Below are 21,298 nucleotides of genomic sequence, written 5' to 3' on the forward strand. Positions count from 1 at the left end.
AAAAAGCTTTGTTTATTGTTATTTTATTTTCTGTATAGCCATAAGGCCACCTTCTAGATTTCTTACTTGTGTGTAGCCCAATTGCTGTAACACCTTTTGTGCTGTTTTGCTTCGAAGCCCAACCTTACACAGTACAATGATTTCCTGGTCTGTATTTATGTCCAAATCTTCAATTTGCTCATGTAACAGGCCTAATGGAATGTTCATACCACCAATATTGTAGGTGTGAAATTCAATTGGTTCCCGAACATCAATTAGCAACAGCTCTTCGCCCTGCCGCAAACGTTCAACCAATACAGATGCGTTAAGGTTGTTGCTGATTGGGTGGGGGTTGCTGTTGCTCATTTGTTTTTGGGGCCTGAGAAACGGTTAAATTAATACGGGTACCTATACTTGCTTTGGCTAAAGAATCACTTCGCATAGGTGATTGCGCAGTAACCACCAAAGTTGTAGAATCTGTAATGGTGCCTTCGTAAGTAATATCACCTAATGTGAAACCTGCACCTTTAATGGCAAATTTAGCAGCATCTAAATCCTGGTTGATTAAATCAGGAATATCTTGCTCGCTGGCGCCTGCACCATCACCCAGTACCAGGCTGATGCCGGAACCTTTCGGAATTTTGTCGCCCGCCTTTAACACCTGTCCGTTAAACTTAATAGCCAATACACGGTCGCGGGCAATGTCTGATGTATAAGTGGTATCACTCACCTTCAAGCCATAATTGGCTAAAATAGCTACAGCTTCCCGATAGGTGCTCTGATCTAAATCAGGCAGCGATACATCGGGTGCAATGCGGGTAACAATGGTAAGGTAAATTGTCCGTCCTTCCTTAACGTTAGTGCCTGCATCGGGGTCTTGTTCAAGTACAGTACCCGGAGCTTTATCTTGTATATAAACTGAATCTATCTGGTAGCGAAAGCCCTGCTCTTCCAGTTGCGCCATAGCGCGGTCAATAGTCAATCCTTTAAGTGCAGGCACTGGTACGCCAGAACCATGGCGAGTATAATAACCTAAGCTTAAATAAGCAATAATCAACACTGCAATCAGGGTTCCGATAGCAGCGATCAGGTTAACACGGAAATCCCGGGATTTTATATAAGTTCCAAATTTGCTCATGGAAAGTACTTGCAAGCGCTGTTGTTAATCAGCAATCAAACATAGGGATATTTTCTCATTTTTAGGAATATCGCATCAGCATGCATTATATCAAACCGGTTACAAAACCCGCAATACAGAACAAAGGCTATTCGTATTTTGTATTATATTTGATGATGCTCGTCCAAGCCGCTTCTGCCTTCCCAATCACCAAAGTGACAGCTGATTTAACAACTGTTGAGGTAGATGATATGCTTGCTACCGAAGAACCTTTGGAGATCAGGCTAACTTATAATAACGGCACCCATCAGCAAAATAAAACCATCGCTGTTACCATGCGCACGCCAGGTAACGATGCCGAACTGGCAACAGGTTTTCTATTTACCGAAGGAATAATCACTGGTGCGGATGCTATAGAAAGGGTAGAACAGGCTTTGTTTGCTTGTGCCGAAAATAGAGAAAACACTATTGAGGTTGTATTGAAACCCGGTTTTGAACCCAACCTGCATCAGGCCGACCGTAATTTTTACACCACCTCGAGCTGTGGCGTATGCGGTAAGTCATCTATAAACGCTATCCGCACAGTAAGTTCGTATAAAAACGATTTAGACGGATTGCAGATGTGGGCCTCCATTTTACACCAGCTTCCGGCTACTTTGCGTGCGCATCAGGAAATATTTTCAGATACCGGAGGCTTGCATGCTTCTGCTATATTTGATCAGCAAGGCCGTTTGCTCTTCGTACGTGAGGATGTAGGCCGGCATAACGCTTTGGATAAACTGATTGGTGCAGCATTGGCCAGTACGCTGCTCCCCTTAAACCAACATATCCTTTTACTTAGCGGAAGAGCCAGCTTTGAGTTGATACAAAAAGCAGCTATGGCAGGCATCCGTATGGTGGCTGCGGTAGGAGCACCCTCTACCTTGGCTGTACAATTAGCAAAAGAATTTAATATAACCCTGATTGGGTTCCTACGCCATCAACGCTTTAATATTTATACGGCGCCGCAGCGTGTCGTTATAGAATAAAAAATTTTATATGAAGATCCGACTGAAAAGTGATTCACTTAGGTTTCGCTTAACCCGTTCAGAAGTAGCGCGATTTGCCCACGAAGGTGTGGTAGTTGAAAAAGTACACATCGGCGATGAAACGCTTACCTATGTATTGCAGCGTTTTGCAGGCCCACAACTCACCGCCACTTTAAAGAATAACATTATTACGCTCAATGTTCCTGAGCAGATGGCCGATGAATGGATAAATACAGATCGTGTAGGCTTTGACTGCAAAGGCGATCCTTTGTATTTATTGGTTGAAAAAGATTTTACCTGCCTTGAAAATGTAGATGAAGATCAAAGCGACAATTATCCCAATCCCTTAGCCGAAAAACGATCATGAGCGAATTGAATGAAGTGCCTAACGCGGAAAACCCGGAACAGTTGTCGGACCTAAAGGTGACTGAACCTAAAACATGGGCGGCCGGTGTACCGGCTGTGATGGCTGCTTTTGAAGATATTTTGCAGGAAACCGGCCCGATACGGGGTATGGGGGCTTTGCTGAAAATGAATCAGAAGCATGGTTTCGACTGTTCGAGCTGCGCCTGGCCTGATCCGGATGATGACCGCTCACCCATTGCCGAATATTGCGAGAACGGTGCTAAAGCATTAGCGGAAGAAGCAACGTTAAAAAAGCTGACGCCTGAATTTTTTGCTAATAATGCCGTTGCTGATTTAGCGAAGCTAACGGATATGGAAATTGGCAAAAAGGGCCGCATTGCACAGCCGGTATACTTACCGGCCGGTGGTACACATTACCAGGCCATCAGTTGGGATGAGGCTTATCAAAAAATCGCGCAACATTTAAACGGACTGGCTTCGCCCAACGAAGCCGCATTTTATACTTCAGGCCGCACCAGTAACGAAGCTTCGTTTATGTACCAGTTGTTTGTACGCGAGTATGGTACTAATAATATGCCCGACTGTTCAAATATGTGCCACGAATCTACCAGTGTGGCCCTGGCTGAGGCTATTGGTATTGGCAAAGGTACTGTAACGCTGAATGATTTTTATGATACAGACGTCATTATCATTATGGGGCAAAACCCGGGCACCAATCACCCGCGAATGCTTACTGCGCTGGAGAAGGCCAAGAAAAACGGATCGAAAATAATTGCTGTTAACCCGTTGCACGAAGCTGGCCTGATTGCCTTTAAAAACCCGCAAGCGCCTAAGGGCATATTGGGTATCAGTACGGCATTGGCTGACTTATACCTGCAGGTTAAAATTAATGGCGACATGGCATTGCTTAAGGCTATCGAACTGTTGTTGCTCGAAGCCGAAAAAGCATCGCCTAAAAATGTCTTCGATCATGAGTTCATTGAGAACAAGACCGTAGGCTTCAACAAGTTTATTGAAAGTTTGGAGCGTTATAACCTCGAGGATTTGGCCCAGGCTGCCGGTGTACCTGTAGACCAGATACGCCAAGCTGCTAAGATGCTGGAAAATAAGAGCCGCATCATCATTTGTTGGGCAATGGGTATTACTCAACATGAAAACGGTGTAGATACCATTAAAGAAATTGTAAACCTGGCTATATTGAAGGGCAGCATCGGTAAGCCTGGCGCTGGTTTGTGCCCTGTTAGAGGGCACAGCAACGTGCAGGGTAACCGTACCATGTTAATTTACGATAAGCCATACGAAAAACAACTTAACAAACTTAAAGAAGTGTTCGGCTTCGAACCCCCACGCGAACATGGCTATGATGTTGTTGATAGCATTAAAGCCATGCACGAAGGTAAGTTGAAGGTATTCTTCGCAATGGGCGGCAACTTCTTGTCGGCAACGCCCGATACCACATTTACAGCAGAGGCGATGCGCAAACTGGATTTAAGCGTACACGTATCTACCAAACTCAATCGAAGCCATTTAGTGCATGGCAAAGAGGCGATCATTTTGCCAACTTTAGCCCGAAGCGATAAGGATTTAACCGGGAGAAAGGAACAGATTGTGAGCTGCGAGAACTCTATGGGTGTTGTGCAGCAATCAAAAGGAATGCTTGAGCCGGTATCAGATAACCTACGAAGCGAAACACGCATTTGTTGTGAACTGGCTAAAGCAGTTTTAGGAGACCGCACAGTTGTAGACTGGGACAAGTACGCCACTGATTATGACCATGTGCGTGACGTTATTGAAAAGGTAGTACCCGGCTTTGACAACTATAATAAGCAGGTGCGAAAACCTGGTGGCTTCTACTTACCCAATGCGCCGCGCATTGGCGATTTTGAGACCGACGAAACGCCCGGAAAAGTGCAGTTTACCATTACCCGCTTGCCGAAACATCACTTACGCAAAGGCGAGTACATGATGACCAGCATACGTAGCCACGACCAATTCAACACTACCATTTATGGACTGCAGGACAGATACCGCGGTATTCATGACGAGCGCCGCGTAATATTCATGAACCCTAAAGATATTGCTGAAGCAGGCTTTAAACCCGGAGATAAAGTAGATTTATATAATGTTTATGATGGTATAGAACGGGTGGCCCGCTTGTTCGTTATAGTAGAATATAACATTCCGGAGCGATGCACGGCCACTTATTATCCGGAAAGTAACGTGTTATTTCCAATTTCCAGTGTAGCCGTAAAAAGTAACACGCCAACAACAAAACTGATTATGATCAGGCTAAGACCTCATATTGAAGAATAGAACTCAATAAAAAGGCTGATGTACATTACATCAGCCTTTTTTTAATTAGCAGCCAGATCTTTTTTCTTGGGGGTGTCTGTAATATAACCATCGTAATTTATAGAAGTACGGTTGGTGATGAGGATTTGCAGGTTAGCATACCCACTGGTAGATGTAGTAAGCGTTAATCGCTGTATGTAACCTGCGTCTTTGGGTGTAATGGTAATAGTGTACTTGTTCTTCTTTTTTATCACCTGCTGGTAACCAAATTTTGTTGAGGTGAATTTAACACCATCATCAGTTGGGTTATAAGGCGCAGCGAACTGCACTACACCGAAATAAGGCAGATATGCAATTACAGAATCAGGCCTTACCCTTAAATCATAACTGTAATTCAAATACCGGTGCCCTCCGCCTAAGGGATTCGCATACTGAGCTACAAAGGTGTAATTTTTGCTCTCAATTAAAGTTTTGGTAGCGGCTTCTTTAGCCTGCTTATTATTTTGTGCTTTTAAACCTGTACTGCAAAGTAATGCAACAATCAATACAGCTGTATATCTTAGTGCGCTCATAATTAAATTGTTATTTAGTAGAATAACAGATAATTTGAGGTTTGTTGTATAATTTTATTAAAATAAAACGGGCTGCCTTTACAGGGCAGCCCGTTAATAATGTATAGATAAGCGTTATCTGATTATATTAAGCTTACACTACGGTTTACAAACTCGGTAAGCTCTGCACCGGTAAGTAAGCCTTGCGAAAGCAAGGCCAGGTCAAACGCTTGTTTGGCTAGTTGTGTCTGCGTAGCTTCATCAGCTTCGAGCATACGACTAATCAGTTTATGGTTGCCATTTACAATTACTTTATAATTGTCAGGCATATTACCATAAAAGCCCATGCCGCCACCCATAGCTGCCATATCTTTCATCCGTCGCATAAACTCATCCATGGTAACGGTAACAGGCAATTCTTCAGGGTTTAAGCTTTCCAATTCAACTCTGTAAGCAGGTTTATTAATAGCCTTGTCGAATATCGCTTTTACCTTATCAGTTTGCTCTTGGGTAAGTACGGTTTCTGGCGCCTCGTCTTTCTTAATCAGCTTGTCAGCAACATCTGCATCCACACGTTTCAATGAAGTTTTTTCGAGCTTCTGCTCTAATGAGCTAATAAAGTGATTGTCGATAGGAGAGTTCATCAACAACACATCATAACCCTTACGACCGGCAGATTGGATGAAAGCATCTTGTTTAGCCGGATCGTTAGTATATAAATATACCAACTGCCCGTCTTTATCAGTTTGCAAAGCCGAAACTCTTTCTTTGTATTCAGTAAGCGTATAGTTCTGTTTTTCGGTATTAGTCAGCAATACAAAGTCTTTAGCTTTTTCCTGGAACTTTTCATCGCTCAGGTAACCGTATTTTACAAACAAACCGATATCCGGCCATTTGTCTTCATACGCTTTACGGTCGGCTTTATATAATTCGCTCAGTTTGTCGGCTACCTTCTTGGTAATATAGGTGTTGATCTTCTTAACATTGCTGTCGGCTTGTAAAAAGCTGCGCGAAACATTAAGCGGAATATCCGGTGAATCAATTACACCGTGCAGCAGCATCAAAAACTCCGGAACAATATCTTTTACTTCATCAGTGATGAATACTTGGCGCGAGAACAACTTGATTTTGTTGCGTTGAAAATCAAAGTCGTTTTTTACTTTAGGAAAATACAATACCCCGGTAAGATTGAACGGATAATCTACATTCAGGTGAATCCAGAATAGCGGATCTTCTGAGAAAGGATACAATTCCTTATAAAAATTGAGGTAATCCTCATCCTTTAGTTCTGAAGGAGATTTGGTCCAAATAGGATTAGTATCATTGATAATGTTATCAACCTCAACCGACTTGTATTTGGCTTTGCCTTCTTCGTCCTCACCATCAGGTTCTTGTTCGGCTGTGGTACCAAACTTAATAGGCACAGGTAAGAATTTGGCATACTTATCCAGGATTTCCTGAAGCTTATGCTTGCTTAAAAACTCCTCAGACTCTGAATTAACATGTAGGATGATATCCGTACCGCGCTGAGTACGATTACCTTCTGTAATTTCAAATTGGGTGCTACCGTCACATACCCAACGGGCTGGTTCAGCGCCATCCTGATAAGACAACGTTTGAATTTCTACCTGGTCGGCCACCATAAAGGCAGAGTAAAAGCCTAAGCCGAAACGGCCGATAATTTCGTTCGCATCCTTGGCTTCTTTAAACTTTTCAACAAACTCGGTAGCGCCTGAGAAAGCAATCTGATTAATGTATTTCTTAATCTCGTCAGCTGTCATACCCAAACCATTGTCAGATATAGTAATGGTTTTGGCAGCTTCGTCGAACGCTACTTCCACCTGTAATTTACCCAATTCACCATTGTATTGACCTAAAGATGATAGGCGTTTTATTTTTTGAGTGGCATCTACTGCGTTTGATACCAATTCGCGCAAGAATATCTCATTGTCTGAGTATAAAAACTTCTTGATGATCGGGAAAATATTTTCCGTGTGAATCGATATGGTTCCTTTTTCCTGCATAATATTCTAAATGTTTATTTATGATTGATAATGCCCTTGCAACAAGCCTTGTTCCAAATCGCTTAGCTTGTCAAATTGTCAGTATGCTACCTGTTTTTTTCGTTTTAAAAAGTATTTTGTAGCACCCGAACTTATTTTTGCGTCATTTGTACTAAACTTAAATAACTTCACAGCATGAAAAAGATTCTACTTTCTGCATTTATCACCTTAGCTGCGGCAGCATCAGCCTCGGCACAATTATTACCCAGCTTTCAGTTTGGGGCTAAAGCCGGGGTTAACCTTACACATTTATCTGCTTCTGGTTTTAGCAATTTTAACAGCGAAAACAGAGCAGGCTTTTTGGCCGGCTTCTGGGCACGTATTGGAGGTGCAGGTATTCACTTTCAGCCTGAGTTATATTATGCCAGTAAAAATGCAAATGTAAGTGCTGCTGCCACTGCAACAACAGCAAATGGTTCCGGCACCGTTACAGCAGTTACCTTAGCCAAGGCTAATTTCAGAAGTATAGATCTACCGCTTTTAGTAGGAACTAAATTTGGTGTATTGGGTAACGGTGTGCGTTTGAACACCGGTCCGGTTATATCATTTGTAATTGATAAAGATAACAGCTTTAAAAACGCCTTAGGCAGTGCAACAAATTTTGATGCGAAAGGCCAAAATTATGCCTGGCAATTTGGTGTAGGTGCTGACATCCGTAGGGTGTCATTGGATCTAAGATATGAAGCTGGCATTAGCAAAGTCACTAACGATGACAATTACAAAACCCGCATCAACCTTTTTAACTTCACTTTAGGTTATCGCTTATTCTCTTTATAATAACCTAAATACGGCTGCTTTTAGTTAATAATTTTAAACATTAGTTTATAGTGCTTGTTGAAACTTGTAATAAACAGCATCTATATCAACTAATATTAATCTATTTATGAAAGCAGCCGTATTTCACAAACCTGGCGATATCAGGTATGAAACTGTAGACGATCCTCGTATTGAAGATGCCAATGATGTCATCCTACGTGTAACTTCAACTGCCATATGTGGCTCAGACTTACACATTTATGATGGCTTTATTCCGCAAACTGCCAACATGGTGCCCGGGCATGAGTTTATGGGCATTGTTGAAGAAGTAGGACCATCAGTAAAAAATTTAAAAAAGGGCGACAGGGTGGTAGTTCCATTCCCCATTTCCTGCGGCCATTGTTTCTTTTGTACGCATGGCGCCTCACCGCATTGCGAAAATTCAAACTATGAACATTACGGACCAGATGGCGGCCTATTAGATGAAAAGGGTGGCGCTCTATTCGGTTATACTGATTTATACGGCGGCTATAGTGGTGGCCAGGCCGAGTATGTAAGGGTGCCTTATGCCGATATCAGTCCACGTATTGTACCTGATAATATGAGCGATGAGCAGGTGCTCTTCTTAACTGACATTTTCCCTACAGGGTGGTCATCCATTGACTGGGCGCAGTTAAAAGGCGGTGAAACGGTAGCCATATTCGGTTGTGGGCCGGTAGGTTTGATGGCCCAAAAAGCTGCATGGATTAACGGTGCAGGCCGTGTAATTGCCATTGACCCGCTGAATTACCGTTTGCAAAAAGCAAAAGAAGTAAATAAGGTAGAAACGCTGAATCCTAATGATGTTGACGTAGTAGAAGCCATTCGCCAGATGACCAGCGGCCGTGGTGCCGATGTTTGTGTTGATGCGGTAGGTATGGAAGCTCATCGCGGTTTCCTCGACAAAGTGAAAGCAACATTGAACTTCGAAAAAGGTACAGATAGTGTAGTTGAACTTTGCTTGCGAGCTGTGCGCCGTGCCGGTACGGTAACTATGGTGGGTGTGTACGGAACACCCTTTGATAACTTCCCGCTGGGCCGTATGTTTGACAAAGGTGTTACCATTAAACAGGGCCAGGCACCGGTATTAAACTATGTAGATCACCTGCTTGATTTAGTGAAAAGCGAAAAAGTGGTGCTGGATGATATCATATCTCACCGATTGCCGCTAAGCGAAATTTCACGTGGCTATGATATCTTTAAAAACAAAGAAGAAGATTGTGTGAAGGTAGTACTTACACCAGGTGAATAACTAAATCATCAGCTTATAATACACAAAACGCCCGGTAGTTGCTACCGGGCGTTTTGTGTGTTTATACCATAGCATCTAACTATAGGTGGGCAATAGCGTTCTGAAGTTCTTTGTTGTGCTTATACTTAAACACAAATGGGAATATCACAGCAATTACCAACGCATAAATGGCGAATGTGAGCCATATGCCATGCCAGTCGTTATTGCCGTTAGCTGTAAAGTATTTGTCGATAATTACACCACTGCTTAAACTACCAAACAGCGCTCCAAATCCATTCACCATCATCATAAATACGCCTTGCGCACTGCCCCTGATATCGGGCGTGGTTTGTGTTTCCACGAATAATGAACCCGAGATATTAAAGAAATCAAATGCCATACCATACACGATGCACGACAGGATAATCATCCAAAAGCTATCGGCAGGGTTTCCGTAGGCAAATAATCCAAAACGCAATACCCAGGCCAGCATACTGATCAGCATCACATTCTTGATACCAAACTTTCTTAAAAAGAACGGAATTGCCAAAATAAACAGCGTTTCAGACATCTGCGAAATCGACATAATGATAGCCGGATATTTCACCATTGTGGTATTTTGATAAGCCGCTATATTGCCGAAACTATGCAGAAATGGATCGCCGTAGGCATTAGTTAACTGCAATGCAGCGCCTAACAACATTGAAAAAATAAAGAAGATTGCAAATTTAGGGGTTTTGAAAAGCGTAAATGCCTTAAGCCCTAAAAGGTCAACCATTGATTTATTATCCCGCGTTTTGAATAATGGCGGACATTTAGGCAAGCTAAATGCGTACAAGCCTAAAAGCATTGCAACCGTTGAAGCAATATAGAATTGATTTGCCGACTTTTCGTTATGTGTTAAGCTCACCACCCATAGTGCGGCAATAAAACCCACAGTGCCCCAGGTACGAATAGGAGGATAGGCCTTAACCACATCTTGCCCGTTACCTTTTAAGGCTGAATAAGCTACTGTAATGGACAAGGAAAGTGTAGGCATATAACAAATCATATTGAGCAGCATTACCCAGAAAAATACGGTTGGATCTGTTACCATGGGTAAGCTGAATAATACAATTGCTCCAAGAACATGCATAATGCCATACAGCTTCTCAGCATTTATATACTTATCGGCAATAATGCCGGTAAGCGCGGGCATAAAAATGGCAGAGATGCCCATGGTGGAGAAGATAGCGCCGAATTGCGTGAAGCTCCAATGTTTATTCTGAGAACAGTAGGTACCGATGGTAATGAGCCAGGCGCCCCAGATAAAAAACTGCATAAAGTTCATCGCTATCAAGCGAAGCTTAATATTCATACTGCTTTGGATTAACTCGAGTTATAGTTTATGTTAAATCAGACCGAAAAGTAGCAAAATAAAAAGGATTTGAGAAAGCTATCAAAAGAAATTATATTATACAAAAAAAGCATTGATAACAATGCTTTAATGCTTGAGCTTCAATTGAAAACTCAAATTCGATTATATCACTATTTTAGGATGCCTTCCTTTTATTGAGCTCATCCCGAAGTTTTGCTGCTTTTTCGTAAGCTTCATCCGCCAGGGCTTCCTGCAATTTCGACTTTAATTCTTCTTCACTTAATGACGAATAATTACCGGAAGGCGTAGGAGTTGCCTTTTCTTCCGGCGCTTCACTCATGTTTTCCAGGTAAACAAAATCATTACCTTCAATCACAATACCTGCTGTTGAGAGGATAAACTCATAGGTATAGATGGGGCAATTGAAGCGTACCGCCATAGCGATGGCATCAGACGTGCGGGCATCAATTTCTGTTACTTTTTTACCGTCAGAGCAAATCAACTTGGAATAAAAAATACCGTCTATCAGGTTGTATATAATAACCTCCTGTATTTGTATCTGGTAGGTTTGAGCAAAAGTTTTAAATAAATCATGCGTAAGCGGGCGGCTTGGTGTCATCTTCTCAATCTCAATGGCAATGGCTTGTGCCTCAAAGCTGCCAATAATTATAGGCAACCTACGGCGACCGCTCACCTCGCCCAATACCAAAGCATAAGCACCGGATTGTGTTTGGCTGTATGACAGGCCCACAATATCCAGCTTCAATTTCTTCATGTTATTACCCATCACAGTTCGCTCGTTTCTATCTTTTATGCTGATGCTTTGTAGGCTTTTACGGCCTCAGTCAGCTTTGGTAAAATCTCTGTTGCGTCGCCAACTATACCATAGTCGGCTACCTTATAAAACGGCGCTTCGGCATCTTTGTTGATAACCACTATAACTTTTGATGAGCTGATACCTGCCAGGTGCTGAATAGCACCGGATATTCCCACAGCAATGTACAGATTCGGACTTACGGTAATGCCGGTTTGACCAACGTGTTCGCTATGCGGGCGCCAGCCTGCATCAGACACCGGTTTGGAACAGGCAGTTGCAGCACCAAGGGCATCAGCCAGTTCTTCCAGCAAGTGCCAGTTTTCAGGGCCTTTTAATCCACGACCGCCAGACACCACAATTTCGGCATCAGGCAAGGAAACTTTATCAGCAGAGCGGACAATTTCCTTAATCATCGTTTTGAAATCATCAGGTCGCGTCTCAGGGGTAAAATTTTCAACAGGTACATTAGCGCTCTGCTCGTTAACCTGATAAGAATTGGGCGTAAGCGCAATTACCTTAACAGCTGAGGTTAGTTCAACAGTAGCAAACGCTTTCCCTGAAAAAGCTGTTTTTTTGACGGCGAATTTACCATTCGATTGATCTGGAAGTGATACAGCACCATCGGCCAAACCGGCTTCAAGTTTTACCGCAACGCGCGGTGCCAGCCCCCGGCCCGAGAATGAATTGGAGATTACAACCACATCGGCGCCTTCTTGCCTGGCAGCTGCAGCAATTACTGCTGCATAAGCCTGGTTCACGAAGTTTTTAAGCTGCTCATTAGAAACATTTAATACTTTTTGGGCACCATAATTACCTAAAGCCGCCAAATCATCTGCCGATACATCACCAATGGAAATAGCAGTTACTGTAGTTTGATTTTGCTCGGCAATAGCCCGGGCATAGGAAACGGCCTCGTAAATTGATTTTTTAAATTTACCCTCGGCGTTTTCCGCATATACTAAAACTGACATATATGAAAGTCTGGTCTTGTTTAATAAATAGATTAGATCACCTTAGCTTCGCTGTGCAACAAGCCGATTAATTGCTTCGCATCATCGGCAGGCAGCATTTTTACTTGTCCGCGTGGGGCAGGTGTCTCATAACTTACAATTTGTGAAAATGTTTTTACCGCAACCGGCTCAACTATGGCGAGCGGTTTGGTTCTGGCAGTCATGATACCTCTCATGTTAGGAATTTTCGGTTCAGCTACACCTTCAGCAGTACCGGCCACAAAAGGTAACGACAACGTAATCACCTCTTTACCGCCTTCTATCTCACGTTCCACAGTAGCTTCGCCTCCATTGATATCCAACTTTTTAATAATTGATACAGATGGTATATCCAACAGTTCGCCCAGCATAGCGGCTACTTTCGATCCATTATAATCAATAGACTCACGGCCCGTTAAAATCAAATCGAATGGATTGGCTTTTACATATTCGGCTACCTGGTAAGCCACATTATAAGCGTCTTGCGGTTGCTGATTGATGCGTACTGCATCAGTGGCGCCTATAGCTAAAGCTTTGCGAATTGTTGCCTCAGTTGCGGCTTCTCCAACATTGATTACAGTTACCGTACCTTTACCACCATCAGTTAGTTCAATAGCGCGGGCCAGTGCAATTTCATCGTAAGGATTAAGAATGAACTGTACTCCACTGGTATTAAATTGTGTGTTGTTGTCTGTAAAGGTTATTTTTGTAGTGGTATCAGGCACGTTACTGATACAAACTAATATCTTCATATCATAAATAGATTTACGCAAATCTAAATAAAAAACACATAGTTTAAAATGCAGGCAGACGGACGCTTAGCTAAGCTACTCGAATTTTTAAAAAATGAACCCAACGATGAGTTTCTGCAGTATGCACTTGCTACTGAGTACTTGCGGCTTAATAATACTGAACAGGCATTGTACTATTACGAAAAGTTAGTGAATGAGCACCCGAATTATGTAGGTACTTACTACCATTTAGGAAAGCTGTACGAAGCGCTTAACCGCAAGCCCGATGCTGTGGCCATTTATGAAAAGGGAATGACTGTTGCCCGGGCCGCGCGTGATAATCATGCGCTATCTGAACTGCAAAGTGTTTACAACTCGGCCACCGGTTTGTATGATGACGATGACGACGATTATTAATCACTAACACCCAGATCATTTGAACAGGCGATATCTGCTCTTTCTGCGCGATGCATTGGTTTACACCTTCACCTCATTTGGTGGTCCCCAGGCACATATCGCCATATTGCTGCGTGAGTTTGTAGAAAAGCGCAGATATATCACCGAAAGCGAGTTGATGGAGTTGAACGCGCTGTCGCAAATTTTGCCGGGACCGTCTTCAACTCAAACACTGGTAGGCGTAGCCTGGAAAGTGGGCGGCCTTAAACTCGCTGTTCTTACTTTTTTAATATGGGTGCTACCATCAGCCATCGTTATGTGCGTAGCGGCACTGAGTTATCAAATGCTGGCTGCAAGCGGTAAAGTATCGCACATCCTTATGTTTATCAGGCCGGCCGCTGTTGGTATTGTGGCTTATGCCGCTTACAATTTTGCTACACGCTTTTTAAACACACCTATTAATCGCGTACTTGCCATTTCATCGGTGGTTGCTACGCTTATCCTGCGCAATCCTTATGCGTTCCCTATTTTGGTTTTATTGGGCGGTATTATTTCCTCTGCCTTAGAAACCCAACCTCAGGAGAATCAATTACGGATAAATCTGTTTTCAAACGTAAACCCGAAAAAATTAGCTTACTTTCTGGGTATTCTGTTAGGATTTGCGGCACTTGGTGCTGTTGTTAACCGAACATCACCCTTTAGCTTGCCCATTCGTTTATTTGAAAATTTTTATCGCAACGGTATCCTCATTTTCGGCGGTGGGCAGGTATTGGTTCCACTGATGTTCACGGAATTTGTGGAACTTAAGCATTACCTGTCTGAGTCAGCTTTCCTATCTGGCTATGCGCTGCAACAAGCGCTGCCGGGGCCCACATTTGCTTTTACCTCATTTGTAGGTAGTTTGAGTATGGAAAGCCATGGTTACGGAATGGGCGGGCAAATTGTTGGAGCTATGGTTGCCGTTATTGGCATCAACCTGCCAGGTTTAATTTTAATTCTCTTCATCGTTCCGTTTTGGGAAGATTTGAAAAAAATCACCAGTATTAAAAACTCATTAAGCGGAATTAATGCGGTAGCCGTAGGATTTATGATTACAGCCCTGATACTGTTAATTACGCCATTTAATTTGGATTGGATGGCTTACCTGCTGATGATAGGGACGTTTTTATTACTGCGTTTCACAAAAATAAAAACGCCCATAGTCATTCTTATAGGAATTGCTTTGGGCTTTATATTCTAAACAAATGCATCTGCCACATTATGTTAAAGTTGTGGCAAAGTCTTCATTGCATTAAAACGGCGGCTCGTCGCTCATGTCATCCATGCGCGATGGACGAATGATCACGTTACCGGGATTGTCAAAATCAGTAGAAGGATTAAGGCCGGTGAATGCATTGCCGCCCGGTGGCAGGTAGTTGCCCATGCCTTGGTCAAGGTCGGTAAACTTCACATACTTACCCACAAACTTAAGGCGCACGGTACCAGTTTCGCCGTTACGGTGCTTGGCAATAATAACTTCACCTACACCTTGGGTGGGGTTATTATCTTCGTCAAATTCTAATCCGTAGTATTCAGGGCGATATAAAAACAACACCATGTCTGCATCCTGCTCAATTGAACCGGATTCACGTAAGTCAGAAAGCATTGGTTTTTTAGAGCCACCCGGACGATTTTCAACCGCACGACTCAATTGCGAAAGTGCAATTACCGGTACATTCAACTCTTTGGCCACCGTTTTTAATGAACGTGAAATCTGACCGATTTCCTGCTCACGGTTACCGCCTTTACCATCGGTTTTACCTTGCATCAACTGAAGGTAATCGATGATGACCATTTGAATATCATACTGCGATTTCAAACGGCGGCATTTGGCACGGAACTCAAAAATATTTAAAGCGGGAGTATCGTCTATAATTAGTGGTGCTTGTTCCAAACGGCCAATTTTGGAATGGATTTGCTGCCATTCCCATTCTTCCATTTTACCTTTACGAATCTTTTCCTGCTCAATCTCTGACTCGCCGGAAATCAAACGATTTACCAGCTGCACAGATGACATTTCGAGTGAAAACACTACCACAGGTTTATTAAAATCAACAGCAGCATTGCGGGCGCAGCTCAGTACAAACGCCGTTTTACCCATAGCCGGGCGGGCAGCAATAATGACTAAATCTGATTTTTGCCAACCCGAAGTCATACGGTCTAATTCGGTAAAGCCTGAGCCGATACCGGTTAAACCATCAGTTTTCTTACGCAGTTCCTCGATTTCTTTTAATGATTCGTGCAAGATGTCATCCATCTTTCTCGAATCGCGGCGCAGGTTGTTTTGGGCAATATCGAATAAGCCCTTTTCTGCCTTATCTAATAAGTCAAGTACGTCGGTAGTATCTTCGTAAGCGTTGTTAATAGTTTCTGAAGAAATGCGTATTAATTCCCGCTGAATATATTTTTGAATAATAATACGAGAGTGGTACTCAATATTGGCTGCGGAGGCTACACGGTTGGTAAGTTCGGTAATAGCATAGGCACCACCAACCATTTCTAATTCGCCCTGCTGGCGCAATTGTGCAGTAACGGTTAAAATATCAACGGGGGAGGTGCGCTCAAAAAGTGTGCGAATGGCATTAAAAATTTTTTGATGCGCTTCTACATAAAACACCTCCGGCTTCAAAACGTCAATAACCGATGACAACGCATCTTTTTCAAGCATTAACGCACCCAATACTGCTTCTTCCAAATCGCGGGCCTGGGGAGGTAACTTGCCTAAGTTAGCATTAGGCGTAGGGGCAAAATTTCTGCCTCTGCGCTCATTGCCGGTACCTGTTTTGCCGTAAGAATTTTCGCCTTCAAAAATCATATCACAACAAAAATAGCCAAAATTAGAATTGAGTTTTTATCGCTCATTCAAGCCACACCTTCAAGGTGTGGTTAACTCATTCCGTCATCCACAAGTTATCCACATGCAATGTGGATAACTTGAATAAAGTTAACTTAAAACCATACATTTAGCCATCTTTCATTCATTATTTATACCTTTAAATTTGTGGATAAATAAATAACACTCGCATATGCAGTAATATTTTATTAAATGTGTTCCGCAGAATTAACGTTACTTTTGCCGCTCATTCAAATTTAGATATGCCAGGAGGACACTTTAAGCCACGCCGTGAAAATAATAACCAGTTAGTATTCGGTATCCGTGCGGTAATAGAAGCCATAGCTTCAGGGAAAGAAATTGAAACTTTGTATTTACAGCGGGGCATCAGCGGTGGCTTGTTTCAGGAACTTAAAAGTGTTTTGCAAGAGCACGAGGTAAGTGCACAATATGTGCCGGTTGAAAAACTAAACCGTTTAACAACCAAAAACCACCAGGGGGCAGTTGCTTTTATATCCTCCATTACGTATCAAAAAATAGAAAACATCATTCCCGAAATCTTTGAGCGGGGAGAGGTGCCGCTTATATTGGTACTCGATAGCATTACAGATGTGCGCAACATGGGCGCTATTGCGCGTACTGCTGAATGCGCCGGCGTACATGCTATAGTAGTTCCATCCAAAGGCTCGGCGCAAATTAATGCGGATGCCATTAAAACTTCAGCCGGGGCATTATATAAAATACCTGTGTGCCGGCATGATAACTTAGTACATGTGGTAAAGTTTTTACAGGAGTCGGGCTTGCAGGCTGTGTGTTGTACCGAAAAAACCAGCGAGTATATTTACAAGCCCGATTATACTTTACCCACCGCCATCGTTATGGGGTCGGAGGATGAAGGCATACGTAATGAGATTATTCGTATAGCTGACCATCTGGCTAAAATTCCGATGCACGGCACTATTGAGTCGCTTAATGTATCAGTATCGGCAGGAGTAATTATTTATGAAGCCATACGTCAAAGAGCTTAGGCTCACTATTGCTGGAGAACCAATAAAACTCCGATAGGGATAAAATAAAGAAGGCAAAAGAAAGGAAAATCAATCCTTCATCTTTTGCCTTTTTTATTTAATCGGGTTTTCTATTTCTTTTTAAATAGGCTTAAAGCCTCCGTTTAGATGTATTTTGTACCGAATTTCTGCTTCACGTCGGCTACCACCTGTTTAACGTTTTGCTCCTGGTCGCGTGGGCAAATGAGGAGTGTATTGTTGGATTCAACCACAATATAGTCATGCAGCCCCTGTAAAACTACCAGCTTATCTTCGGGAACATTCACCATGCAGTTGGAAGAATCATACATAATTACTTTCTCTGCCGGTATAACGGCATTACCTACATAATCCTTTTCGGCCAGTTGATAAATGGATGCCCAGGTACCAAGGTCAGACCATCCAAATTCTGAAGGGAGCACGTATACATTTTCCGCCTTTTCCATTACACCATAATCTATCGATATGTTGGTACAGCGCTGGTAAGCCTGATTAATATGAACTTTTTCGTCGTCGGTATTATAAATAGTGCGTGCCTCTGCAAATATTTCGTGCATATCGGGCAAATGTGTACCAAAAGCGCTGACAATACTTTTGGCCGACCATACGAATATCCCTGCATTCCACAAGAAATCGCCGCTTTGAATGAAGGTTTTGGCCAAATCCAAAGTAGGCTTCTCAGTGAATGTTTTTACTTTATGAAATTCTTCATTAATCACATCTTCGGTATATTGAATATAACCATAGCCCGTATCCGGGCGCGATGGCTTGATGCCCAACGTGATCAGGTAATCATATTGTGAAGCCGTTTGCAACGATTTTTCGATAGCGCTAACAAAAGCATCCTCATTTAAAATCAAATGATCTGACGGGGCCACTACAATAGCTGCATCCGGGTTCAGGCTTTCTATTTTGAATGAGCCGTAAGCCACACAAGGGGCAGTATTGCGCATTACCGGTTCAGTAAGTATTTGCTGGTCGGTCATATCAGGCAACTGCTCTTTCACCAGATCGGTGTAGTTCTCGTTGGTGACCACGTAGATATTTTCTTTAGGGCATATTTTTAAGAAGCGCTCATAGGTGTTCTGAATAAGCGTTTTGCCGGTACCTAAAATGTCAATAAACTGTTTTGGATAAGATGTTCTGCTAATTGGCCAAAAGCGGCTTCCAATACCGCCGGCCATAATAATAGCATAGTAGTTGTTATTCATATGGTTGTATAGTAAACTGGTTGTTGGGCTGTGAAATTAAGTTATTCACGAAATAATAAAACAGTTTATAGCAGAGTTAATGTTAACGCTGATATGAAGCAACAAATGAACAAAATGTTTTGATTGAAAAATCATTTTTGTTCAATATTTTAACACCAAACCCCTCGGTGTTCAAAAAAATTTGTTATTTTGAACTTTTATTTAAATAAGGAAATTCGCGCAAAGAAATGATTGAAACTAAGAAATCGCTGTTTGATAATCTGCAAAACTTTTTCGGATTCGATAACTTTAAAGGTGAGCAGGAAGCGATTATTACAAACATACTTGCAGGCCGCGATACATTTGTGATTATGCCCACCGGTGGTGGTAAATCCATGTGCTACCAGCTGCCTGCTTTAATGAGCGAAGGTACGGCCATTGTGATTTCACCGCTGATTGCGCTAATGAAAAACCAGGTTGACCAGCTCCGGGCATTTGGCGGAACGGATAGCATTGCCCATTTTTTAAATTCCTCGTTAACCAAAGCAGAAGCCGCCCGTGTAAAAGAAGATGTACTGAGCGGGAAAACCAAACTATTATACGTAGCCCCGGAATCATTAACCAAGCAAGAAAATATTGATTTTTTACGTCTCAATCATGTATCGTTTGTTGCGGTAGATGAGGCGCACTGTATTTCAGAGTGGGGACATGATTTCCGCCCGGAGTATCGCAAAATACGCCAGGTAATCAGCAATATTGGTGAAAACATCCCGATTATTGCGCTAACCGCTACGGCAACACCAAAAGTTCAGCAGGACATTCAAAAAAACCTGCAAATGAACAACGCCACTGTATACAAATCTTCTTTTAACCGTTCGAACCTTTTTTACGAAGTACGGGCCAAGCGAAATGTGCTTAAGGAAATTATCAAATTTATTAAGCAAAACGCAGGCAAATCGGGTATTGTATACTGCCTGAGCCGCAAAAAAGTGGAGGAAGTTGCAGAGGCGCTAAACCTGAATGGCGTTAAAGCATTGCCTTACCATGCCGGTTTAGATGCGAAAGTTAGGGCCGATACACAAGACAAATTCCTGATGGAAGATGTGGAGGTGATTGTAGCTACCATTGCTTTCGGTATGGGTATTGACAAACCGGATGTTCGGTACGTTATTCACCATGATGTACCTAAAAGCATGGAAGGTTACTACCAGGAAACCGGACGCGCTGGCCGCGACGGCGGGGAAGGTGTATGCGTGGCTTTCTACTCACAAAAGGATGTAGACAAGCTGCAAAAATTCATGAAAGACAAGCCGGTTTCGGAACGCGAAATTGGCACTCAGATACTCAAAGAAGTTATTGATTACGCCGAATCATCGGTTTGCCGACGTAAACAGATATTGCATTACTTTGGCGAGAACTATGATGAAAGCGGATGCAATTGCATGTGCGACAATTGTGCCACCGCCAAACCACATTTTGATGGCGAAGCCCAGTTACACCAAGCTTTAAGTTTAATAAAGCAATTAGGGGAAAAGTTTGATGATCACCATGTGTTCAGTGTGTTGATGGGGCAGGATAACCCGCAGGTGCACCATTATGAGCATCATTTGCTGAACGTGTTTGGCGCCGGCAAGCAAGAAGGTGAAACCATCTGGAAATCGGTATTACGCCAAGCTTTGTTGGATAACTATCTTTCTAAAGATATTGATCATTATGGCTTACTGCGCTTAACTGAGAAAGGCCACAGTTTTATAGACAATCCTTACAGCATCCGCATGGTGCTCAACACACCATTTGAGGGCAGCGATGATGATGATAGCGAAGATGGGCCAAAGCAAGGCGGGAGTGCGTTAGATACGCAACTGCTGCAAATGCTGAAAGATTTGCGCAAAAAAATTGCAAAGCAAAAGAACCTTCCGCCGTTTGTTATCTTTCAGGATCCTTCATTAGAGGAGATGTGTACGCACTACCCTGTAAATACAGATGAGCTGAAGCAGATTTCGGGTGTAGGTGCTGGCAAAGCAGCTAAGTTTGGAGTTCCGTTTACTGAGCTGATTAAAAAATATGTGGAAGATCATGACATTGACCGTCCGGTTGATATGGTGATTAAAAGTGCGGCCAACAAATCAGCATTAAAGGTTTATATTATCCAAAATATCGACCGCCACCTGGATTTGGAAGATATTGCTTCATCAAAGGGTATATCTTATGAAGATATTTTGCGTGAGGTAGAGTCTATTGTTCACTCTGGCACCAAGCTGAATCTAAACTATTACATTGATGAGGTAATTGATGAAGATAAACAAGAGGAAGTTTATGATTACTTTCGCACCGCTGAAGACGATGACATTGACCACGCTTTACAAGAGTTAGGCCCCGGCGATTATACCCGTGAAGAAGTGCAGTTAATGCGCGTTAAGTTTTTGTCAGAGATGGGTAACTAAACACATCGAATTTTAACATACAACCATTAAAAGA

The 21,298-nt window shown here is 42.6% G+C and carries 19 protein-coding genes; 9 read left to right on the forward strand and 10 right to left on the reverse strand.

The genetic code is table 11. The annotated features are described in order from the left end of the window. Positions 1–18: 18 nt before the first annotated feature. Both ACYVNW_RS04855 and ACYVNW_RS04860 read right to left on the reverse strand, forming a co-directional pair. Entirely contained in the window at positions 19–345 is a 327-nt protein-coding gene (locus tag ACYVNW_RS04855) for a rhodanese-like domain-containing protein (RefSeq protein WP_460678717.1), read from the reverse strand. Next, positions 305–1,117: a PASTA domain-containing protein gene (locus ACYVNW_RS04860; protein ID WP_460678718.1), complete on the reverse strand. Its 813-nt coding sequence runs from the start codon at positions 1,115–1,117 to the stop codon at positions 305–307. The genes ACYVNW_RS04855 and ACYVNW_RS04860 overlap by 41 nt, the downstream gene beginning before the upstream one ends. A gap of 80 nt (positions 1,118–1,197) precedes the next feature. On the opposite strand from ACYVNW_RS04860, the gene fdhD reads away from it, so the two are divergent. From fdhD to ACYVNW_RS04875, 3 genes are read left to right on the forward strand one after another with little or no spacing between them, the layout of a single operon-like run. Continuing rightward, complete coding sequence (fdhD, locus tag ACYVNW_RS04865; protein ID WP_460678719.1) at positions 1,198–2,124, forward strand: formate dehydrogenase accessory sulfurtransferase FdhD; 927 nt, start codon at positions 1,198–1,200, stop codon at positions 2,122–2,124. A gap of 10 nt (positions 2,125–2,134) precedes the next feature. Next, positions 2,135–2,491 carry a DUF7009 family protein gene (locus tag ACYVNW_RS04870; RefSeq protein ID WP_460678720.1) on the forward strand — a complete coding sequence of 119 codons (357 nt, stop codon included), beginning with the start codon at positions 2,135–2,137 and terminating at the stop codon, positions 2,489–2,491. Next, on the forward strand, positions 2,488–4,803 hold the full coding sequence (locus ACYVNW_RS04875; protein WP_460678721.1) for an FdhF/YdeP family oxidoreductase: 2,316 nt from the start codon (positions 2,488–2,490) through the stop codon (positions 4,801–4,803). The genes ACYVNW_RS04870 and ACYVNW_RS04875 overlap by 4 nt, the downstream gene beginning before the upstream one ends. A 41-nt stretch (positions 4,804–4,844) precedes the next feature. On the opposite strand, the gene ACYVNW_RS04880 is transcribed toward ACYVNW_RS04875, so the two are convergent. After that, on the reverse strand, positions 4,845–5,354 hold the full coding sequence (locus ACYVNW_RS04880) for a DUF4251 domain-containing protein (RefSeq protein ID WP_460678722.1): 510 nt from the start codon (positions 5,352–5,354) through the stop codon (positions 4,845–4,847). 122 nt (positions 5,355–5,476) lie between these two features. Further along, the gene (htpG, locus tag ACYVNW_RS04885; protein WP_460678723.1) at positions 5,477–7,357 is read right to left on the reverse strand and encodes a molecular chaperone HtpG; all 1,881 of its coding nucleotides are present in this window, start codon (positions 7,355–7,357) and stop codon (positions 5,477–5,479) included. 174 nt (positions 7,358–7,531) lie between these two features. Here htpG and ACYVNW_RS04890 point away from each other — a divergent pair, with 174 nt between their 5' ends. Together ACYVNW_RS04890 and ACYVNW_RS04895 are read left to right on the forward strand one after the other, a co-directional pair. Next, entirely contained in the window at positions 7,532–8,173 is a 642-nt protein-coding gene (locus ACYVNW_RS04890; RefSeq protein WP_460678724.1) for a porin family protein, read from the forward strand. Between the two features lie 106 nt (positions 8,174–8,279). Continuing rightward, positions 8,280–9,443 (forward strand): zinc-dependent alcohol dehydrogenase, encoded by a 1,164-nt coding sequence (locus ACYVNW_RS04895; RefSeq protein ID WP_460678725.1) that lies wholly within the window; start codon positions 8,280–8,282, stop codon positions 9,441–9,443. Between the two features lie 79 nt (positions 9,444–9,522). Here the strand turns inward: ACYVNW_RS04895 and ACYVNW_RS04900 are convergent, their stop codons facing one another. The 4 genes from ACYVNW_RS04900 to ACYVNW_RS04915 all read right to left on the reverse strand — a co-directional run bounded on the left by ACYVNW_RS04900 (position 9,523) and on the right by ACYVNW_RS04915 (position 13,337). Then, complete coding sequence (locus ACYVNW_RS04900) at positions 9,523–10,779, reverse strand: nucleoside permease (protein WP_460678726.1); 1,257 nt, start codon at positions 10,777–10,779, stop codon at positions 9,523–9,525. A 175-nt stretch (positions 10,780–10,954) separates the two neighbouring features. Next, positions 10,955–11,554, reverse strand: a complete 600-nt coding sequence (locus ACYVNW_RS04905; protein ID WP_460678727.1) for a bifunctional nuclease family protein — start codon at positions 11,552–11,554, stop codon at positions 10,955–10,957. A gap of 35 nt (positions 11,555–11,589) precedes the next feature. After that, positions 11,590–12,567 (reverse strand): electron transfer flavoprotein subunit alpha/FixB family protein, encoded by a 978-nt coding sequence (locus tag ACYVNW_RS04910; RefSeq protein WP_460678728.1) that lies wholly within the window; start codon positions 12,565–12,567, stop codon positions 11,590–11,592. A gap of 32 nt (positions 12,568–12,599) precedes the next feature. Next, positions 12,600–13,337 (reverse strand): electron transfer flavoprotein subunit beta/FixA family protein, encoded by a 738-nt coding sequence (locus ACYVNW_RS04915; protein WP_460678729.1) that lies wholly within the window; start codon positions 13,335–13,337, stop codon positions 12,600–12,602. Positions 13,338–13,385: 48 nt separating this feature from the next. On the opposite strand from ACYVNW_RS04915, the gene ACYVNW_RS04920 reads away from it, so the two are divergent. After that, positions 13,386–13,733, forward strand: a complete 348-nt coding sequence (locus ACYVNW_RS04920; RefSeq protein WP_460678730.1) for a tetratricopeptide repeat protein — start codon at positions 13,386–13,388, stop codon at positions 13,731–13,733. A 19-nt stretch (positions 13,734–13,752) separates the two neighbouring features. Next, positions 13,753–14,952: a chromate efflux transporter gene (gene chrA / locus ACYVNW_RS04925; RefSeq protein WP_460678731.1), complete on the forward strand. Its 1,200-nt coding sequence runs from the start codon at positions 13,753–13,755 to the stop codon at positions 14,950–14,952. 51 nt (positions 14,953–15,003) lie between these two features. Here the strand turns inward: chrA and dnaB are convergent, their stop codons facing one another. After that, on the reverse strand, positions 15,004–16,566 hold the full coding sequence (dnaB, locus tag ACYVNW_RS04930) for a replicative DNA helicase (RefSeq protein ID WP_460678732.1): 1,563 nt from the start codon (positions 16,564–16,566) through the stop codon (positions 15,004–15,006). Between the two features lie 281 nt (positions 16,567–16,847). Here dnaB and rlmB point away from each other — a divergent pair, with 281 nt between their 5' ends. Beyond that, a complete protein-coding gene (rlmB, locus tag ACYVNW_RS04935; RefSeq protein WP_460678733.1) occupies positions 16,848–17,612 on the forward strand; it encodes a 23S rRNA (guanosine(2251)-2'-O)-methyltransferase RlmB in 765 nt (254 codons plus the stop codon). Positions 17,613–17,755: 143 nt separating this feature from the next. On the opposite strand, the gene ACYVNW_RS04940 is transcribed toward rlmB, so the two are convergent. Continuing rightward, a complete protein-coding gene (locus tag ACYVNW_RS04940; RefSeq protein ID WP_460678734.1) occupies positions 17,756–18,841 on the reverse strand; it encodes a mannose-1-phosphate guanylyltransferase in 1,086 nt (361 codons plus the stop codon). Positions 18,842–19,071: 230 nt separating this feature from the next. Between ACYVNW_RS04940 and recQ the strand changes: the two genes are divergently transcribed. After that, positions 19,072–21,264 (forward strand): DNA helicase RecQ, encoded by a 2,193-nt coding sequence (recQ, locus tag ACYVNW_RS04945; RefSeq protein ID WP_460680998.1) that lies wholly within the window; start codon positions 19,072–19,074, stop codon positions 21,262–21,264. Positions 21,265–21,298 lie beyond the last annotated feature (34 nt).

The sequence above is a fragment of the Mucilaginibacter koreensis genome (assembly GCF_054783355.1).